Below are 17,951 nucleotides of genomic sequence, written 5' to 3'. Positions count from 1 at the left end.
ACACTCTGACAAAGTCGGGACTTTAGTCAGGCACGTCTTTCGCGGGATGGCATATCCTCAGGCGTAAAATTCGATTTTTATCCCTGAAAGGTATAGCGGCGGGGCTTATGCGTGAACACGCGGAAAATCGCGAACGTGTACTTTATCTTCTGCAGCCATTTCTAGCGCTGATAGATAGGCGTGTTTTTGTTTTTCTTCAAACACTTGTTCGCCCAATGTTTGCGTAACTTCTTTTAAAACATCGACTAGCTCGATGAAATCCGGGCAATTAACGCCCAACCGGTTACGAAGTTTTCGTATATAAAAATTCTTAAATCCCTTGAGCTTAAAACCAACAAGAGAACGATCTTCCATCGAAAAAATTAGAGTTAAGATCGGGTCTATTCTCCTATAGATTGTAGGAGAGGGCATACGCAAATACTCAAGGCTATCCGAGTCCTCGTAATAGATAGCCACAGGTTCGTAGTCCTTTGAAGCTACCAAATCTATTTTCATCGCTACGTATCCGCTTCTCTACCATAGACGGCGGCGATATCTTTGTTTGTGGTCAATGGGCAGTAGGCCATTTTCGTCGGCTTCAACAACTTCCCAATGAGTGACGATACCGCGGCTCATCGGAGTCGATTTGCCTGATGGGTGGTGGCGACCATAAGGATAATCCATCCTTACGTATATGACACAAACTAAGTCCGACGGTACCGTCACCGCCTCGATGACGCATCCCATGGACGGTGCATATTTAAAACGTACACCAGGTTTCGTGACATAAGCGTAAACATCATAACCTTGATCGTCATCTCCCAGTGGTCTTTTAATACCACGAAAACATGCATGTGCGCTACTCATTGAACAAAGTGAGGCCGGCACATCGCTATTTCCCCATCGTGTCAATGCGTTATTAACAGGCGGTATTTGACCGTGGACTAGACACCACAGATCTAACAAAGGCTGTCTGTTGCCGGCATCAAGGGCTTTTCTGACGTTAGCGCCAGCTATACGGAAGGTTGTTGGCTCCGAATGGTTTTCGGGCGACGGACATATGATTGTTTGCGGAACCTCAATCCATGCGGAGGGCTTTCGCCCCCCACCGTTAATTAAGACCAAGTTATGATTTTCAACGGGGCGGCGCATCAAATATACACCTCCCGTATCAATCAAGAGCAGCCGCTCGTCGCGCCGCAAGTGTCGCACTTCTCGCAAGTTCCATTCCGGACCATCGTGAAGTTCTGGCACTCGGTGCACATGTTGCCGGTATAGCCCTGCATGATGGAGCGGGCGCGGCGTTCGGATTCCAGCTTCTTGGCTTCCGTCTTGGCATTGGCAGCTTCACTTGCCGCGTTGTCGCTGAAGAGACCTGTCGCGGATTCGGAGATGACTTCCTCCGCGATCTCTTCGGCCAGTTCCTTCGCACGCTCCTCATAATCGCGCTTGAAGGCGACGACTTCGGAGGTTGCGACGGAGCTTGCCGGTTCCAGCTTGCGGACCGTGTTGCCGGCAAAGGCGGTTACGGTCGAGAGCGAGGCAGCGCGGGCAGGGGCAGCCGTTGCCGAACCCTTGGCGTCTGCCGAACGCTCGCCCGATGTCTGAACCAGCGTCGGCTTGTAGCCGCGGGTCAGGCCCTTGGAGACGACATCGGCCTTGCCTTCGGAAACGCCGCGGCCGAGCGCCGTGTTGTTGAAGTCGGACGTGTCGACATGGGCGAGATCGTGGCGGCCGAGATAAGAGATCGCCAGTTCGCGGAACACGTAGTCGAGGATCGATGTCGCGTTCTTGATTGCGTCGTTGCCAGTCACGATGCCAGCCGGCTCGAACTTGGTGAAGGTGAAGGCATCGACATACTCTTCGAGCGGCACGCCATACTGCAGGCCGAGCGAGACGGAGATTGCGAAGTTGTTGATGAAGGCACGCAGAGCCGAGCCTTCCTTGTTCATATCAAGGAAGATTTCGCCGAGACGGCCGTCGTCATATTCGCCGGTGCGCAGGAAGATCGTGTGTCCGCCGATCTTGGCCTTCTGGGTATAACCCTTGCGGCGGCTCGGCAGTTTTTCCTGCGTGCGGATGACCTTTTCGATGACGCGCTCGACGATCTTTTCCGTGATGGTGACGGCCTGTGCGGCTGCCGGAGCCTGCAGGAATTCCTCCAGCGCATCCTCGTCGCTGTCATCCTCGATCAGCGAGGCGTTCAGTGGCTGGCTGAGCTTGGAGCCGTCGCGATAGAGCGCGTTGGCCTTCAGGCCGAGCTTCCAGGACAGCATGTAGGCGTTCTTGCAATCCTCGACGGTTGCTTCGTTGGCCATGTTGATCGTCTTGGAGATTGCGCCCGAGATAAAGGGCTGCGCTGCCGCCATCATGCGGATGTGGCTTTCGACCGAGAGATAGCGCTTGCCGATCTTGCCGCAGGGATTGGCGCAATCGAAGACAGCCAGATGCTCGTTCTTCAGGAACGGCGCGCCTTCCAGCGTCATGGCACCGCAGACATGGATGTTCGCGGCTTCGATGTCCTTCTTGGAGAAGCCGAGATGGTCGAGCAGGTTGAAGCTCATGTCGGCCATCTGCTCGTCGGAAACCTTCAGCGTGCCCTTCAGGAAGTCGGCGCCGAGCGTCCACTGGTTGAAGACGAACTTGATGTCGAAGGCGCTCTTGAGAGCGGCGTTGACGGCATCGACCTTCTCAGCCGTGAAGCCCTTGGCCTTCAACGTCGACGGGTTGATGGCCGGAGCCTGGTTCAGGTTGCCGTGGCCGACAGCATAGGCCTCGATCTCGGCGATCTGGCTTTCGGAATAGCCGAGCGTCCGCAGCGCTTCCGGAACGGCGCGGTTGATGATCTTGAAGTAGCCGCCGCCGGCGAGCTTCTTGAACTTCACCAGGGCGAAGTCCGGCTCGATGCCGGTCGTGTCGCAATCCATGACGAGACCGATCGTGCCGGTCGGCGCGATCACGGTTGCCTGGGCGTTGCGGTAGCCGTGCTTTTCGCCGAGTTCAAGCGCCTTATCCCAGGCAGCCTTGGCATGGGCGACGAGATCCTGGTCCGGATTGTCGGAGTGGATCAGCGCCACCGGATTGACCGACAGGTTCTCATAGCCCGAGGTCTCGCCATAGGCGGCGCGGCGATGGTTGCGGATGACGCGCAGCATGTTTTCGCGGTTCGGCTTGAACATCGGGAAGGTTCCGAGTTCGGAGGCCATTTCGGCCGAGGTCGCATAGGCGACACCGGTCATGATCGCGGTCAGCGAGCCGGCGATGGCGCGGGCTTCGTCCGAGTCATAGGGAATGCCCGACGACATCAGCAGGCCGCCGATATTGGCGTAGCCGAGGCCGAGCGTGCGGTATTCATAGGAGAGTTCAGCGATACGGCGCGAGGGGAACTGCGCCATCATCACGGAGACTTCGAGAACGACGGTCCAGAGGCGAACGGCGTGTTCGTAATCGGCAATGTTGATGCGCTTCGTCGCTGCATCCTTGAAGGTCATCAGGTTCAGCGAAGCGAGGTTGCAGGCCGTGTCGTCGAGGAACATGTATTCCGAGCACGGGTTGGACGCGCGGATCGGCCCGGCAGCCGGGCTGGTGTGCCAGTCGTTCATCGTCGTGTTGAAGTGCAGGCCCGGATCGGCCGATGCCCAGGCGGCGTAGGATATGGATTCCCAGAGGTCGCGGGCCTTCAGCGTCTTGACGACCTTGCCGTCTTTGCGGGCGGTCAGGTTCCAGTCGCCATCATTCTCGACGGCGCGCAGGAAGTCATCCTTGATCGAAACCGAGTTGTTGGAGTTCTGCCCGGATACCGTCAGATAGGCTTCCGAATCCCAGTCCGTGTCGTAGGTCTTGAATTCGAGATCCGTATAGCCCTGGCGGGCGAACTGGATAACGCGCTGGACGTAGTTTTCCGGAACCTGATCCTTCTTGGCAGCGCGGATCTCGCGCTTCAGGGCAGGGTTCTTGGCCGGGTCGAAGCAATCGTCATTGTCGCCTTCGCAATTGACCGTCGCCTTCATGATCGCCTTCAGGTGCTTGGCGACGATCTTGGAGCCGGTGACGAGGGCGGCAACCTTCTGCTCTTCCTTGACCTTCCAGTTGATGTATTCCTCGATATCCGGATGGTCGATGTCGACGACCACCATCTTGGCGGCGCGGCGGGTCGTGCCGCCCGACTTGATGGCGCCGGCAGCGCGGTCGCCGATCTTCAGGAAGCTCATCAGGCCCGAGGAGCGGCCGCCGCCGGAGAGCTTTTCGCCCTCAGCACGCAGCATCGAGAAGTTGGAGCCAGTGCCCGAACCGTATTTGAATAGGCGCGCTTCGCGAACCCAAAGGTCCATGATGCCGCCCTCATTGACGAGATCGTCTTCGACGGACTGGATGAAGCAGGCATGCGGCTGCGGATGCTCATAGGCCGACTTGGACTTGGTGAGCTTGCCGGTGAACGGGTCCACATAATAGTGGCCCTGGCCGGGGCCATCGATGCCATAGGCCCAGTGCATGCCGGTGTTGAACCACTGCGGCGAGTTCGGTGCGACGCGCTGCGTGGCGAGCATATAGGCGAGCTCGTCCTGGAACGCAGAGGCGTCTTCCTCCGACGAGAAGTAGCCGCCCTTCCAGCCCCAATAGGTCCAGGTGCCGGCGAGGCGATCGAAAACCTGGCGCGCATCGGTTTCCGAGCCGCTCTGCTGATCCTTGGGCAGATCCTTCATGGCGGCATCGTCAGGCACGGAACGCCACAGGAAGGAAGGAACGTCGTTTTCCTCGACCTTCTTCAACTTGGCGGGCACGCCGGCCTTGCGGAAATACTTCTGCGCGAGAATGTCGGCGGCGACCTGCGAGAACTGCGCGGGTACATCGATGTTTTCTAGGCGGAACACGATCGAACCGTCAGGATTCTTGATCTCGCTCGTCGCCTTGCGGAATTCGATGTCCGCATAGGGTGACTGGCCGGCCTTCGTAAAACGACGTTCGATGCGCATGGTCCCAATCCTTCATTCGTTGGTGTGCGCCTGCATGAAAACAGGGCGCAAAAATTCTCATTCCGGCATCGCGAATTCAACGCGCAGCCAGCTTCCGATCCGCTCTTTGACAGGAGGTGTCATCCGGAGATGTCTTTCCTGTATCTTGTGGTGATGGTGGCTGCAAACACTAAATATAGTATTAACAGCTTGTTGCCGCCAGTCCCCGCATATATTTTTTCGGCAGCCTCGATACCGGCACAAAAACCCTCACGGCGGGCCACCTGCATAGGTGAAACGCCTTGAATCCAAATCCGATTTCGAATTGAGAACCAGTCCTCGTAACCCCGCCTGGTCCAGTCGCCGCCGCAACGTCGTCCATTAACTTTGAAAGACCCGATTCCGTCAAGGGGTGGTTTGTAATGGATTGCTAACCACAATATCTTGTGGGCTTGCCTGTGGAAACTGGGGAAATGCCAGTAGAGCAAGAGATTCAAGAACTTGAGGGGGGATGCTCGCCCTTCGTGCGACCGTTGGCGCAACAACTATTATCACCGCGGGTGTCGAAAGCGACAAAATTGTGACCGTGACCTCAATGCCATTGGCAGCACGGCAAAATCATGCCGTGGAGCATCATGATTCGCGTGGAAACCCTTGAATCCCACGCATTCCCATCAAAGCGACGTCCACTAAATCTAGTGGGCGCCGCAGCGCCCACCTCTATTACCGTTATTCGAATCATATTTCGGCATCGCGATCAGATCGGGCCTGATTCGCGCTGCCGGCAGCGGGCAGCTCAGCCGCGATGACCCTTGGCGATCGGCTCCTGATAGGTGAAGCCCATGTCCCAGGGGAAGTAGATCCAGGTATCCTGGCTGACCTCTGTGATGAAGGTGTCGATCGTGGGAACGCCGGTCGGCTTGGCGTAGACGCAGGCGAAATGCGCCTTCGGCAGCAGGGCGCGAACTTCCAGGGCCGTTTTGCCGGTATCGGTGAGATCGTCGATGACGAGGACGCCTTCGCCGCCGTTGACCGACAGCTCTGGTGCGATGCCTTTGAGCAGGTTCATTTCGCCCTGGCTGGAGTAGTCGTGATAGGAGGCGACACAGACCGTCTCGATCAGCCGGATATTGAGCTCGCGAGAGATGATGGCGGCCGGCACGAGGCCACCGCGGGTAATGCAGACGATTGCCTTGAATTCACGGTTGAGGCCGGCAAGCCGCCAGGCAAGGGCGCGCGCATCGCGATGGAACTGATCCCAGGATACGGGAAAGGCTTTATCGGGCAGGGACATGGCAGAAAGCTCCGGGGCATGGAATAATGACGCACCGGCAGCGCCGGCGACCCTGAGCAGACCCCGCGCTGGGCGCGGACCAAGAACCAAATCCGGAACGCGATTCGCTTGCTATCTGCTTGAACAGGATCTCATCCGGGAAAAGCCTGGGCTTTTCGGGATCATGCCCCTTAGACCGCGCGAACGGTTCCCTGGCGGGAATTCTGTCATCGGTCGCTGCTTTCTGCTGGATTTGCTGGCAAAAGGCAATAGCTGCAGCGGGCGCAACCGGTGCACATTCACACCGGTTGCCACAGGAATTGAGTTTTCAGCCGTTCAGCGGGCCAGCAGCGTCATCGCCGTCATCGATTGCAGCAGCGTGCGCGTCGTGCCGCCGAAGATCATCTGCCACAGCCAGGAATGCGTATAGGCGCCCATGACAAGAAGGTCGATGCTATCGTCGGCCAGCCGGTTTTCGATGACCTGCGACGGCGTCGATTTGCCGGTGCAGGCTGCCGTCTCGAACTTGGCGCGCACGCCATGGCGCGTCAGCGCCGCGGCTATCCGCACACCGGTTTCCTTGGACGGATGCGGGTCCTTTTCCGACGTGCTGACGGAAAGGATCTCGACCGAATCCGCAGCCTTGAGGAAAGGCAGCGCATCAAAGGTGGCGCGGGCTACTTCCTTGGAGCCGTTCCAGGCGATCAGCACGCGGCGGACGGGCTTCGGCTCCTTGAGAATGTAGGGGATCAATAGCACCGGCCGGCCGCTGTCAAACAGGAAGGTTTCGACATCGACCTGCGTATCGGCATATTTCGACGGGTCCGGCTGCACGGCCACCAGAAGATCGGCGCTGCGCGCACTTTCGATCAGCGGTTCGGTGCCGTAGCCGACCGAGCTGGCAAAACTGTGCCATTCATAGTCGAGACCGGCGGCCTCCATCTTCGAGCGGAACACCCGTTCGATTTCAACCGCCTGATTATGGGCGACGTCCTGAAGCGCCTGGACCGCGACAGGGTCCGGAATCTCCATCGGCGCCACCAGCGGCACGGTCGAGACGATTTCCGCATGAAGCCCGACGACATGGGCGCCGTGCTCCTTTGCGAGCGCCGCGGAAAATGCGGCAGCGATGCGCGTGTTATCGGGATTGTCGAGAACGGTCACTATCGTTTTGTAGGACATGAAGAGATCTCCCATGCGGAAGGGTTGGATCGGATCATGATATCAGCATTCCGCTACAAGATAATGCTCTGAATGGTCTCAGGGTTCCCCGGAAGTACACGTCCTCGTTGAGAGTCAGGCTTCAGCCGACTGATTTTCGATACAGCGCCGCGCGTCATATATGACGCGTAAAGGTCGCTGTAATACTTTAAGTCTGCTGCATAATTTATCCTTAAATCGCTTTCGATTTAAGGAATTATGCAGTCGCTTTCGACTGCCCGATGGCTTCGATCATCGCGCGCACTTCGGCTGCGACGCTTTCAACCAGTTCGGCGGAACGCCCGCGCACGACGATCTCCGTCGAAAAGAATTGGCCGACATAGCGCGGGTAGGAGCCGATGCTGGTATCCGGATGCGCCTTCTGGATGAGGCCGAGCGGCGTGCCGATCTCGCCCTCGCCATAGGGGCAGGAAATCGCTGTTGATAGCACCTTTGCGCCGGTCTTCAGCGTCGGCATGACATTGTCGAGCATCGCCTGGAAAACCTGCGGCACGCCGGCCATGACATAGACATTGCCGATGTTGAAGCCGGGAGCGGTCGAGACCGGATTGGCGATATGCTTCGATCCCACCGGCATGCGGGCCATGCGCTGGCGAGCCTCGGTGAATTCCATCTCGCGCCGGGCATACATTTCACCCATGATCCGCATGGCTTCGGCGTCATGCTCGCAGGGCACGCCGAAGGCCTTGGCGATGGCATCGGCGGTGATGTCGTCATGGGTCGGGCCGATGCCGCCTGACGTGAAGACGTAATCATATTGGCCGCGCAGGGCGTTCAGCGCCGAAACGATTGCGTCCTCGTCATCGGCGACGATGCGGACTTCCTTGAGGTCGATACCGGCCAGCAGCAGCACGTCGGCAAGATGGCCGATATTCTTGTCCTTGGTCCGGCCGGAGAGCAATTCGTCGCCGATGGCGAGCATGGCGGCTGTGACAATGGTTTCGTTCGACATGAAGATATCCAGGACAATGCGCAGTCGGCGCGTTCAAAAAGGTCCGAGATAGGTAGCGCTGTTTGCAGCGAATGCAAACGCTCCTTTTGCCGGGCCGCTGGTCATCACAAGATGTTGCAAGTGAATTTCCGTCTATACAGGATGAACACTGCGTTCTGAGCGTGGGGGCTGCGCCCCTGTCGCATCGCTGATACAACATTCCCCGACATTCAACGCGTCCAACAAACGGGAGACGTACTCATGGCTAAGGTTCTGGTTCTCTATTATTCCGCTTACGGTCACATCGAGAAGATGGCCTATGCCGTCGCAGAAGGCGCAAAGTCGGCCGGTGCCGAAGTCACCGTCAAGCGCGTGCCGGAACTCGTTCCGGAAGAGGTCGCCAAGGCCTCCTACTTCAAGCTCGATCAGGAAGCCCCGATCGCAACCCCGGACGAACTGACAGACTATGACGCCATCATCGTCGGCGCCGGCACCCGCTTCGGCACGGTCGCCTCGCAGATGCGAAATTTCTGGGATCAAACCGGCGGCCTGTGGTTCGGCGGCAAGCTCGTCGGCAAGGTCGGCTCGGTCTTCACCTCGTCAGCAACGCAGCACGGTGGCCAGGAGTCCACCATCCTCGGCTTCATCCCGACGCTCCTCCACCACGGCATGGCCGTCGTCGGGCTTCCTTATGCCTTCCAGGGCCAGATGGGCACGGAAGAAGTCAAGGGCGGCTCGCCCTACGGCGCCTCCACCATCACCAACGGTGACGGCTCGCGCCAACCTTCCGAAATCGAACTGGAAGCCGCAAAGTATCAGGGCGCGCACGTCGCCAAGATTGCTGCCAAGCTCACTGCCTAAATTCGAAAGCTTTGCAAATGTTGATGAGGCGCGGCGAAAGCTGCGCCTTTTTCGTTTGGACTTTGATAAAGTTTGATCTTGGTGCGGACGACGGGGGTCGAACCCGTACAGCCAAAGGCCGAGGGATTTTAAGTCCCTTGCGTCTACCAGTTTCGCCACGTCCGCGTGCCTTTCCCCATCAAGCACTTGAGCGATTCAGTCAAGGATTGTTTTGCAGGAACGGGCCGATCGGCGTGAGCTTGACATGCTCGGCTCAGCGACCCTTGAGAACGCTGACAAGCGCCGGTGTCACCTTCTTCTGTTGGAACATGGCCTTAAAATCAGCATAGCTGATCTTTCCCGATACCACACCATTCATCAGTCGCTGACAAAAGAGCCGCTTTGCGTCGCTTCTTTGAGATTTGACGTAGAAAGCGATTTCATCCAGCGTTTCCGGTGGCAGGCGCTGCGACATGCACTTGTCGATGACCTGCGCTCGTGCCGTCGGGCTTTCCTTCATAATGGGGATGTTCTTCTCGAAGCTTTTTTCCTGCGAGGCGCAGGAAGCAAGCACCGCAAGAGTGAAAGCGATTATAGCTGGGCGCATAAGGCGCATGACGATGTTCTCCCCTCGAATGAAACTGGGATAAGCATCCTTCACGCGATTCTCAATCCCGGGCGCAAGTATAAGTTAGTGCCTAGGGATAGGCGAAGCCCGCCGGAGCCGACGGATCGGTTTTAGGGCGGGCCTCTAACCATCATCATGATGGCTGTGTCATATTGGACGCGGGGGGAGCTTGGCTGTCAACTCGCAGATTTAGGAGTTTCCGCAGTCAGGGGCATAAATAGTTAATGACTCGTCAGTACGGCGAATATCGCTGTCACAGGTCCGAAAGCGCGATAAACAGGCTTTCTTTGCTCATCTTTCCTGTGCCATAGCGGAGGCGGATTGAATAAGGACGGATAGACCGTGGACAAACAGACTGTTCTCGAAGCTACAGAGGCCATGCGTGGCCTCTTTCCTGCAACGCCGCTGCAGCTGAACGAGCATCTTTCTGCCCGCTATGGCGCCGATATCTGGCTGAAGCGCGAAGATCTGACGCCGGTTCGCTCCTACAAGATCCGCGGCGCCTTCAATTTCTTCCGCAAGGTAATTGCCGAGGGCGGTACGGGAAAGACATTCGTCTGCGCATCCGCCGGCAATCACGCTCAGGGCTTTGCCTTCGTCTGCCGCCATTTCGGTGTGCCTGGTGTGGTCTATATGCCCGTGACGACCCCGCAACAGAAAATCGACAAGACCCGCATCTTCGGCGGCGAGTTCATCACCATCAAGCTCTTCGGCGATTTCTTCGATCAGTGCTATCAGGCGGCGCGCGAATACGTCGAAAAGATCGATGGCGTCATGGTACCGCCTTTCGATCACGCTGATATCATCGAAGGGCAGGCGACGGTCGCTGCCGAGATCGCCGAGCAGCTGCCTGATGGCGTTATCCCCGACCACGTTCTGCTTCCCGTCGGCGGTGGAGGCCTTGCAGCCGGGATCACCGGTTACTTTGCCGATACGCTTCCCCGTGACGCCTTCACCTTCGCCGAGCCTGCCGGCGCGCCGAGCCTGCGGCGCAGTATCGAGGCGGGGCATGTGGTCACACTGGCGAAGGTCGATAATTTCGTCGATGGCGCTGCCGTCGGTCGCATCGGCGAACTGAACTTTGCTGCGCTGAAGGGTTTTGCGGCCGAGCAGGTCAAGCTCATCGAGGAAAACGCCATCTGCGTCACCATCACCGATATGCTGAATGTCGAAGGCGTGGTGCTGGAGCCGGCCGGTGCGCTGGCGATCACGGCGCTGGAAAAGCTCGATCGCGAGAGCATCCGCGGCAAGACCATCGTCGCCGTCGTCTCCGGTGGCAATTTCGATTTCGAGCGCCTGCCTGACGTCAAGGAACGCGCCATGCGCTATGCGGGCTTGAAGAAATACTTCATCCTGCGGCTCGCGCAGCGTCCCGGCGCGCTTCGCGATTTCCTCAACATGCTCGGGCCGGAAGACGATATCGCCCGCTTCGAATATCTGAAGAAGAGCGCCCGCAATTTCGGCTCCATCCTGATCGGCATCGAGACGAAGAATCCCGATAATTTCAAACAGCTTATCACGAACTTTGAAAGTTCCGGCATGGGCTATGAGGACATCACCGAAAACGAGATCCTGGCAAACCTGATCATTTGACTTTGCGACCTTGCAACCTTCATGCTAAAGGCGATCCATGGCTTCGTTCTTTTCAAATATCCTTTCGATCTTCACCGGTGGCGCATCGCAGGCAGGCACTGAAAAGTCCAGCGGCTCGACAGTCAGCGTCGAACCGCAGGTGCATGCCGGCTGCACGATCTATGCGACGCCGCAGCGCGAGGGCAATCAGTTCCGCCTCATGGGCCGGATTGAGAAGGATGTGAACGGCGAGATCCTGGTGCGCAATTTTATCCGCGCCGATGTTTTTACCTCCTCGGATGATGCTGTGGAATCGACCTTCCGCAAGGGCCAGCAGATCATCGATCAGAACGGTGCCGGCCTCTTCGGCGATGGCGAAAAGGTCCGTCAGGTCTGATATCTGGCGGATTTGCTTAATGCACGCCTGATGCGGGGCCGCCTCTGCATCTGCTTTGGCGGCCCATAACACTCACTGAAATCGATGGCTGGTTAGACTTTCGCCAGGGCTTAAGCCGTGCGGAATATCTTTGCGCCAGCGGGGGCATTAACGGCGCCGCCGTCGACCGTGATTTCGACCGCCGTGACATTGGCGGAATCATCGGAGGCGAAATAGAGCGCGGCCTTGGCGATTTCATCGGCTTCGCTCATGCGGCCGAGCGCACTCAGGCCGCCAAAGCGCGCCTGCAGCGCATCCAGTGCCTCCGGCGTGGCTGCGCGCGGCTCCCAGATCGGTGTCTTGGTGGCGCCTGGCGTCACCTGGTTGACGCGGATGCCGCGCGGCGCAAGCTCGGAAGCGAGATTGCGGGTCATGGCGCGAACGGCGCCCTTCGTGCCGGCATAGGCCGAAGCGCCGGGAATGCCGAGAACGGCATGCACGGAGCCGTTCAGGATCACCGAGCCGCCATCGTTCAGATATGGTAGGGCCGCCTGCACGGTGAAGAACACGCCGGTGAAATTGACGCGGACGATGGTTTCGAACTGCTCGAGCGTCGTCTTGCCGAGCGGGGTATCGCCGGCAATGCCGGCATTGGCAAAAACCACATCGAATTTCCCGAGCTTCTCCGCAGCTTCGGCAAAGGCCTTCTCCATGGCCGGGATATCGGTGGTGTCGGCCTGCAATGCCAGCACGCCGCCGCCGAGTTGCTCGGCTGCAGCAGCCAGTGTCTTGGCGTTGCGGCCCGTTATGGCGACCTTGGCGCCCTCGGCGAGGAAGAGGCGGGCGGTGGCAAGGCCAATACCGCTGTTTCCGCCGGTGATGACGGCAACCTTGTTCTTGAGACGCATATTCGTAGCTCCTATTGGCTTTTGTCACGATCTGGATTATGATCGTTATCTATAAGGATTATGATCGTAATCCATTTTGTCAAGCCGGGCATGAAAGGATTTTCAATGGGCCGCTCACAATTGGAAAAGCAGAAGACGCACGAACGCATCGTGACGCTTGCCGCCAGGCGCCTGCGCGAGGAGGGATTGGAAGGGATCGGCGTCGCCGACCTCATGAAGGAGGCGGGGCTTACCGTCGGCGGCTTCTACAAGCACTTCGCCTCACGCGATGAACTTGTGGCGGAAGCCGTCGAATCCGCGATCGGGTCATGGCGGCGGCAGCAGGAGGAAAAGGGGATCGCCCCCGAGACCATCTCGCTCAACGATTATGTCGATACCTATCTCAGCGAAGCTCATCGCGATCATTGCGGTGAGGGCTGCGCCTATGCGGCGCTGACGGCGGATTTGGCGCGTAGCAGCGATACGGTCCGCGCGGTTGCCACGGAAGGCCTGCGACGGAATTTCAACGCCATGGCGGCGCGCATGCCGGAGCCGGAAACTGCCGAAGCAAGGCGAAAGGCGATCATCGCGTCGTGCCTGATGACCGGGGCGCTCGGCCTCGCGCGCGTGGCGGATGACGAGGCTCTTTCGGCCGAAATTCTGGAGACCGTGAAGCAGTTCGTAAAGGCGCTGCCGCAAGCAAAATAGCAAAGCGGCCGGTTTTAACCCCGGCCGCCTGTGATCATCTGAATAAGTAATTGATTAAGCGGCGAGAGCCAGCTCGGAAGCGCGAGCCTGGGCAGCGCCGATGGCCTTTTCAGCAGCTTCCGGACCGAAGGCCACGCCTTCGATGTAAACGGTCTCGACATCGGTGATGCCGATGAAGGCGAGAACCGACTTCAGGTAGGGAACGGCGTGGTTCAGCGGGGCAGCCGGGCCTTCGGAGTAGACGCCGCCGGAGGCGAGCACGATGTAGGCCTTCTTGCCGGTGGCAAGGCCCTTCGGGCCGGTTTCCGTATAGGTAAAGGTGCGGCCGGCGCGGGCGATGTTATCGATCCAGGTCTTCAGCGAGGAATAGATGTTGAAGTTGATGAGGCCGGTGCCGATGACCAGCGTGTCGGCTGCGAGCAGCTCGTCGACCAGCGCGTCGGAAACCTTGACCAGTTCCTGCTGCTCGGGCGTGCGGGCGTCTGCCGGCGTGCGGATGGCGTCGGTGAACGGGCCGTCGATATGGGGCAGGTTGTCAGAAGCGAGGTCGCGCTTGACGAGCGTCTTGCCCGGGTTGTTGGACTTGATCTTCTCGGCCAGCTCGGTGGCGATCTTGGTGGAGAGTGAGTCCGGACGCGGGCTGGACGTCAGAAGCAGAATGGAGGACATATCCGTTTTCCTTTTCAATAAGTTGCTAAATCGGCTGGGAGAGTCCGATCACGTTCGCCCCCATAAATAAGTCGTCAGTGCTATCGAGAAAAACTGTGATAATATGGATTGGAATTATCGATAGAATGGATGGCAGATGCTCCCCAATCCCACCCTTGACCAATTGCAGGTCTTTCTGACCGTCGCCGAGTCAGGCAGTTTCTCCGCCGCCTCGCGCGCGCTTAACCGCGCGCAGTCGGTCATCAGCTACACGATCGCCAATCTGGAGGCTCAGCTCGAAATGCCGCTGTTCGAGCGCTCGGGATCGCGCCAGCCGAAGCTGACGGATGCGGGCAGGGTGATGCTTGAGGATGCGCGCCGCATTCTTTCCGATCTGCAAGTGATGCGCGCCAGGGTGAAGGGTTTGAAGACCGGGCTCGAGGCGGAGGTGGCCGTCGCCATCAGCGTCATGGTGCCGGTTCATGCGACCGTCGACGTGCTGCGCGAATTCCGTGATCGTTTTCCTTACGTCTCCCTGCGGCTCGATACCGGCGAACTCGGCTCAATGCTGGAGCTTGTCACAAGCGGCAAGTCGACGATCGGTATCGGCGGCTCGGTTGTGAAACAGGATGATGCTTTGGTGATCGAGCGCATCGGACATTCCTTCATGATGCCGGTTGCTGCCCCGACGCATCCACTCGCTTTGCTGGGACGGCCGTTGACGCTTGCCGATGTACGCGAAGAAGTGCAATTGGTCGTCACCGACGCGTCAAACCTCACCAATGGCAAGGATTTCAACGTCCTGTCCTACAAGATCTGGCATCTGAGCGACATCGCCACCAAGCATCAGTTGATCCGGGGTGGTCTTGGCTGGGGCGGTCTGCCGGCCTCGTTCATCATGGAGGATCTGCAGAAGGGCAGGCTGGTGCCTTTGGCTCTCGATGCCTACGATCAGAGCGAATACCCGCTCTATGCCGTCCGCAAGGTCGACAATCCTCCGGGACCTGCTGCCGCATGGATGATCGAGGCTTTCCGCTCGCGCCTGGCGCGGTGCCCGAATCAGGAGGACTTCAAGTCCGCCGTCGAGATGTTCCATCCAGGTGACAAGCGTCTGGCAGCGGAGTGAAAAAGTCCTCTCCTGGTTACCGTAGGCACGTGCTTCTAAGGCTTTTGGTGTCGTGAATTCCTTCTCCCCAACGGGGAGAAGGTGGCCCGAAGGGTCGGATAAGGGGGGGCTGATGGCCTCGAATCCATCGGCTTTCGTATCCTTGGCAGCCCCCTCATCCGCCTGTCGACACCTTCTCCCCGTTGGGGAGAAGGTGTGGAGCAGCAACGGCCTCATTTCATACGTAACTGGCCTCTTTTTCCCGAAGAAGCAGCAGTCGTCAATGATTACAGCACCAGCCGGTAGTTGCGGAAGCCGTCGGCACCTTCGCCGGCATCTTCGATCTTCACGCTCTTGACCTGATCAAGGAAATCCTTGGCCTTCGGCGAACTCTGGAACCGGACGGTCGTGTCCGCCAGCGGCTTGAAGGTCCAGTTGCCGTCGGCGGTCGGGTTGATCGTGCCCTGCTCGTGGACATAGCGCACGATGACGTCGCGGTTGGTGTCCGGCGCCTGATAGACGACCTTGTCCGCCGCGATTTCCGGGAAGTTGCCGCCGCCGCCGGCGCGGTAGTTGTTGGTGACGACGAGGAACTTCTGCGCGGGGTCGATCGACTTGCCGTTGAACTGCAGGTTCTGGATGCGATTTGCATCGGCATTCAGAACCTTGCCGTCATCGCCGAAGCGGCGTGGCTGCGAAAGGTCGATCTGGTAGGTGACGCCGTCGATGACATCGAAGTTGTAGGATGGGAAGCTGCTGTTGATCAGATCCGCATCCTTCGCGCCCGGTTGCACCTGGTTGAACATCGCAGCCGACATTTCCAGCCAGTTCTTGACCTGCGCGCCGTTGATGACGACGGCCTGCACCGTATTCGGATAGAGGTAGAGGTCGGCGACGTTCTTGATGGCGATGTTGCCGGCCGGAACGTCGGTATAATAGTCGGCGCCGTTGCGGCCGCCGCATTTGAAGGGGGCAGCCGCCGAAAGAACCGGCAGGTCCTTGTACTGCGTCTCCTTCAATATGTTCTTGATGTACCAGATTTGCGCCTGGCTGACGATCTGGACAGAGGGATCGTCGGCAACCAGCGCGAAATAGGAATAGAGCGGTGCGGAGGTCTTGCCGACGGGCGTGCGGACATAGGTCAGCGTCGCCTCATGCTCGGCCTTGGCTGCTTCCACGACTTCCTTCTTGTCTGCGACATCGGCGACAACCTTCTTCTTGTCGTCGCGGTGGTAGATCGGGCGTGCCTCGGAAGTGAAGTCGACGATCTTCCAGCTCTTGCCGTCCTTTTCGAGCAGCAGGTCGATGAGGCCGAGATGCGAGCCCCAGAAGCCGGCCATGACGGCGGGCTTGCCATGGAGCGTTCCCTTGACCGGATCGGCATCCTTGATGCCGTCCCACGTCTTAGGGCCGGGGAAGACGAGATGCTGATGGCCGGTGAAGACGGCATCGATGCCATCGACCGCCGCGACATAGAGCGAGGCGTTTTCCATCTTCTCGCTCGGGCCGCTGCCGTCGATGCCGGAATGCGAGAGAGCGATGACGATATCGGCGCCTTCGGCCTTCATGACCGGAACCCAGGCCTTGGCAGCTTCGACGATGTCCCGCGTCTGTGCCTTGCCTTCGAGGTTCTTGATGTCCCAGAGCATGATCTGCGGCGGCACGAAGCCGATAAAGCCGATCTTGATCGAGCTTTCGTTGCCGGCGCCGTCCTTGATCTTCTTTTCGAGGATCAGATAGGGTTTGAAGAACAGGTCGTCCTTCGTCGGGTCGGAGGCGAGCTGACCCTTGGTTAGGTTGGCGCAGACGAAGGGGAAATTCGCGCCGGCCAGCACCTTGAACATGAAATCGAGGCCGTAGTTGAATTCGTGGTTGCCGAGCGTGCCCACGGAATAGCCGAGCGTATTCATCGCCTTGATAACCGGATGGACGTCGCCGTCCTTCATGCCGTGCTGATAGGCCATGTAGTCGCCCATCGGATTGCCCTGGAGCACATCGCCATTGTCGATGAGGAGCGAGTTGGTGGCTTCGGCGCGGATATTGTCGATGATCGTCGCCGTGCGCGTCAGGCCCATCGTGTCGTTCGGCTTGTCGGCATAATAGTCATAGGGAAATACGTTGACATGAATGTCGGTCGTTTCCATGAGGCGCAGATGCGCCTGGTTGCTCGCCGCGCGGGCCGCGAAAGGATGCAGCACGATCAGCGCCGCCGTGGCACTGAGGCCTTGCAGCAGGGAACGGCGCGACATGCTGTGCAAATCCAGAATGGAAGACATAAGACACTCCTTCAACGATGGGGCTATAAGTCCGTCGATCATCTCTCGGGCGAGGGAGATTAGGACGATTTTTGAAGGTGTGCACCAGTAATGTGACAGGCTTATTGTGGATCGTAGCCGGCTCACGCCGACATGCCATCAACGTTTGAGAACCGGCTTCATGTCCTTGTGGAAAAAGCGGAAATAGGACGCGACCTTAGCCGATGCATTGGACGAGCGGTCGAATTCGATGCCGATGCGGCCGTTGTGAGCCCAGCGCACGAAACCATCCAGCAGGCCGATATCGTCGCACTCGACGCGAACCTTGCTGCCAGCGGCGGCATAAAGCGGCGCCTGCAGGTCGAGCGCAATGCCGCTGGTGGAAATATCGACCACGCGGCCGGTGACAAGCTTGGTGAAATATCGAACCTGGCCCATGAGCCGCGCATGGTGGCGCGACGAGCCGCGTGTCTTGATTTTCAGATTGCCCTGAATGGGAGATTTCGAAGAGAACTGCATGATGTTATCCCGACTCATCTGTCTTTTCTCGTTTTGGATATCAGATGTGCCTTGCGG

Annotated in this window: 15 protein-coding genes and 1 tRNA gene; 5 read left to right on the top strand and 11 right to left on the bottom strand. The window is 58.5% G+C overall.

The window, feature by feature from the left end; translation table 11 throughout:
* Positions 1-105: 105 nt before the first annotated feature.
* The 5 genes from FHT73_RS05200 to FHT73_RS05180 all read right to left on the bottom strand — a co-directional run bounded on the left by FHT73_RS05200 (position 106) and on the right by FHT73_RS05180 (position 8,377).
* The gene (locus FHT73_RS05200) at positions 106-495 is read right to left on the bottom strand and encodes a hypothetical protein (protein WP_183710236.1); all 390 of its coding nucleotides are present in this window, start codon (positions 493-495) and stop codon (positions 106-108) included.
* 659 nt (positions 496-1,154) lie between these two features.
* Complete coding sequence (locus FHT73_RS05195; protein WP_112337440.1) at positions 1,155-4,952, bottom strand: vitamin B12-dependent ribonucleotide reductase; 3,798 nt, start codon at positions 4,950-4,952, stop codon at positions 1,155-1,157.
* A gap of 775 nt (positions 4,953-5,727) precedes the next feature.
* Positions 5,728-6,225, bottom strand: coding sequence for a xanthine phosphoribosyltransferase (gpt, locus tag FHT73_RS05190; RefSeq protein ID WP_015339639.1), 498 nt, complete (start codon positions 6,223-6,225; stop codon positions 5,728-5,730).
* 315 nt (positions 6,226-6,540) lie between these two features.
* The gene (locus tag FHT73_RS05185) at positions 6,541-7,386 is read right to left on the bottom strand and encodes a universal stress protein (protein ID WP_112337439.1); all 846 of its coding nucleotides are present in this window, start codon (positions 7,384-7,386) and stop codon (positions 6,541-6,543) included.
* Between the two features lie 235 nt (positions 7,387-7,621).
* Entirely contained in the window at positions 7,622-8,377 is a 756-nt protein-coding gene (locus tag FHT73_RS05180) for a competence/damage-inducible protein A (RefSeq protein ID WP_183710234.1), read from the bottom strand.
* Between the two features lie 240 nt (positions 8,378-8,617).
* Between FHT73_RS05180 and wrbA the strand changes: the two genes are divergently transcribed.
* Positions 8,618-9,217, top strand: coding sequence for an NAD(P)H:quinone oxidoreductase type IV (gene wrbA, locus FHT73_RS05175; protein ID WP_112610087.1), 600 nt, complete (start codon positions 8,618-8,620; stop codon positions 9,215-9,217).
* A gap of 79 nt (positions 9,218-9,296) precedes the next feature.
* Here wrbA and FHT73_RS05170 read toward each other — a convergent pair.
* Together FHT73_RS05170 and FHT73_RS05165 are read right to left on the bottom strand one after the other, a co-directional pair.
* Positions 9,297-9,382: transfer RNA gene (locus FHT73_RS05170), tRNA-Leu, on the bottom strand.
* Between the two features lie 88 nt (positions 9,383-9,470).
* The gene (locus tag FHT73_RS05165) at positions 9,471-9,812 is read right to left on the bottom strand and encodes a hypothetical protein (RefSeq protein WP_069611935.1); all 342 of its coding nucleotides are present in this window, start codon (positions 9,810-9,812) and stop codon (positions 9,471-9,473) included.
* 354 nt (positions 9,813-10,166) lie between these two features.
* Here FHT73_RS05165 and ilvA point away from each other — a divergent pair, with 354 nt between their 5' ends.
* Positions 10,167-11,417, top strand: coding sequence for a threonine ammonia-lyase IlvA (gene ilvA, locus FHT73_RS05160; protein WP_183710232.1), 1,251 nt, complete (start codon positions 10,167-10,169; stop codon positions 11,415-11,417).
* Positions 11,418-11,454: 37 nt separating this feature from the next.
* Positions 11,455-11,793 (top strand): HlyU family transcriptional regulator, encoded by a 339-nt coding sequence (locus FHT73_RS05155; protein WP_113409245.1) that lies wholly within the window; start codon positions 11,455-11,457, stop codon positions 11,791-11,793.
* Positions 11,794-11,903: 110 nt separating this feature from the next.
* On the opposite strand, the gene FHT73_RS05150 is transcribed toward FHT73_RS05155, so the two are convergent.
* Positions 11,904-12,680, bottom strand: coding sequence for an SDR family oxidoreductase (locus FHT73_RS05150; protein ID WP_183710230.1), 777 nt, complete (start codon positions 12,678-12,680; stop codon positions 11,904-11,906).
* Positions 12,681-12,785: 105 nt separating this feature from the next.
* Between FHT73_RS05150 and FHT73_RS05145 the strand changes: the two genes are divergently transcribed.
* Positions 12,786-13,367 (top strand): TetR/AcrR family transcriptional regulator, encoded by a 582-nt coding sequence (locus tag FHT73_RS05145; protein WP_183710228.1) that lies wholly within the window; start codon positions 12,786-12,788, stop codon positions 13,365-13,367.
* Between the two features lie 54 nt (positions 13,368-13,421).
* Here FHT73_RS05145 and FHT73_RS05140 read toward each other — a convergent pair whose 3' ends face one another.
* Positions 13,422-14,036, bottom strand: a complete 615-nt coding sequence (locus FHT73_RS05140) for an FMN-dependent NADH-azoreductase (RefSeq protein ID WP_112610095.1) — start codon at positions 14,034-14,036, stop codon at positions 13,422-13,424.
* A 136-nt stretch (positions 14,037-14,172) separates the two neighbouring features.
* On the opposite strand from FHT73_RS05140, the gene FHT73_RS05135 reads away from it, so the two are divergent.
* Entirely contained in the window at positions 14,173-15,141 is a 969-nt protein-coding gene (locus tag FHT73_RS05135) for a LysR family transcriptional regulator (protein WP_112337431.1), read from the top strand.
* Positions 15,142-15,407: 266 nt separating this feature from the next.
* Here FHT73_RS05135 and FHT73_RS05130 read toward each other — a convergent pair whose 3' ends face one another.
* Both FHT73_RS05130 and FHT73_RS05125 read right to left on the bottom strand, forming a co-directional pair.
* Positions 15,408-17,396, bottom strand: a complete 1,989-nt coding sequence (locus tag FHT73_RS05130; RefSeq protein WP_183710226.1) for a bifunctional 2',3'-cyclic-nucleotide 2'-phosphodiesterase/3'-nucleotidase — start codon at positions 17,394-17,396, stop codon at positions 15,408-15,410.
* Positions 17,397-17,534: 138 nt separating this feature from the next.
* Positions 17,535-17,894, bottom strand: coding sequence for a PilZ domain-containing protein (locus FHT73_RS05125; RefSeq protein WP_112337591.1), 360 nt, complete (start codon positions 17,892-17,894; stop codon positions 17,535-17,537).
* Between the last annotated feature and the right edge of the window lie 57 nt (positions 17,895-17,951).

The sequence above is a fragment of the Rhizobium sp. BK098 genome (assembly GCF_014193155.1).
In the GTDB taxonomy this organism is placed as follows: Bacteria; Pseudomonadota; Alphaproteobacteria; order Rhizobiales; family Rhizobiaceae; genus Rhizobium.
This window is presented reverse-complemented; position numbering and strand designations above follow the sequence as displayed.

What these genes read in the sequence shown, in the direction of transcription:
- FHT73_RS05185 (WP_112337439.1), bottom strand. Translation starts at nt 7,386, where the DNA reads ATGTCCTACAAAACGATAGTGACCGTTCTCGACAATCCCGATAACACG.
- wrbA (WP_112610087.1), top strand. Translation starts at nt 8,618, where the DNA reads ATGGCTAAGGTTCTGGTTCTCTATTATTCCGCTTACGGTCACATCGAG.
- FHT73_RS05125 (WP_112337591.1), bottom strand. Translation starts at nt 17,894, where the DNA reads ATGCAGTTCTCTTCGAAATCTCCCATTCAGGGCAATCTGAAAATCAAG.
- FHT73_RS05130 (WP_183710226.1), bottom strand. Translation starts at nt 17,396, where the DNA reads ATGTCTTCCATTCTGGATTTGCACAGCATGTCGCGCCGTTCCCTGCTG.
- FHT73_RS05140 (WP_112610095.1), bottom strand. Translation starts at nt 14,036, where the DNA reads ATGTCCTCCATTCTGCTTCTGACGTCCAGCCCGCGTCCGGACTCACTC.
- FHT73_RS05150 (WP_183710230.1), bottom strand. Translation starts at nt 12,680, where the DNA reads ATGCGTCTCAAGAACAAGGTTGCCGTCATCACCGGCGGAAACAGCGGT.
- FHT73_RS05135 (WP_112337431.1), top strand. Translation starts at nt 14,173, where the DNA reads ATGCTCCCCAATCCCACCCTTGACCAATTGCAGGTCTTTCTGACCGTC.
- FHT73_RS05165 (WP_069611935.1), bottom strand. Translation starts at nt 9,812, where the DNA reads ATGCGCCTTATGCGCCCAGCTATAATCGCTTTCACTCTTGCGGTGCTT.
- gpt (WP_015339639.1), bottom strand. Translation starts at nt 6,225, where the DNA reads ATGTCCCTGCCCGATAAAGCCTTTCCCGTATCCTGGGATCAGTTCCAT.
- FHT73_RS05155 (WP_113409245.1), top strand. Translation starts at nt 11,455, where the DNA reads ATGGCTTCGTTCTTTTCAAATATCCTTTCGATCTTCACCGGTGGCGCA.
- FHT73_RS05200 (WP_183710236.1), bottom strand. Translation starts at nt 495, where the DNA reads ATGAAAATAGATTTGGTAGCTTCAAAGGACTACGAACCTGTGGCTATC.
- FHT73_RS05195 (WP_112337440.1), bottom strand. Translation starts at nt 4,952, where the DNA reads ATGCGCATCGAACGTCGTTTTACGAAGGCCGGCCAGTCACCCTATGCG.
- FHT73_RS05180 (WP_183710234.1), bottom strand. Translation starts at nt 8,377, where the DNA reads ATGTCGAACGAAACCATTGTCACAGCCGCCATGCTCGCCATCGGCGAC.
- FHT73_RS05145 (WP_183710228.1), top strand. Translation starts at nt 12,786, where the DNA reads ATGGGCCGCTCACAATTGGAAAAGCAGAAGACGCACGAACGCATCGTG.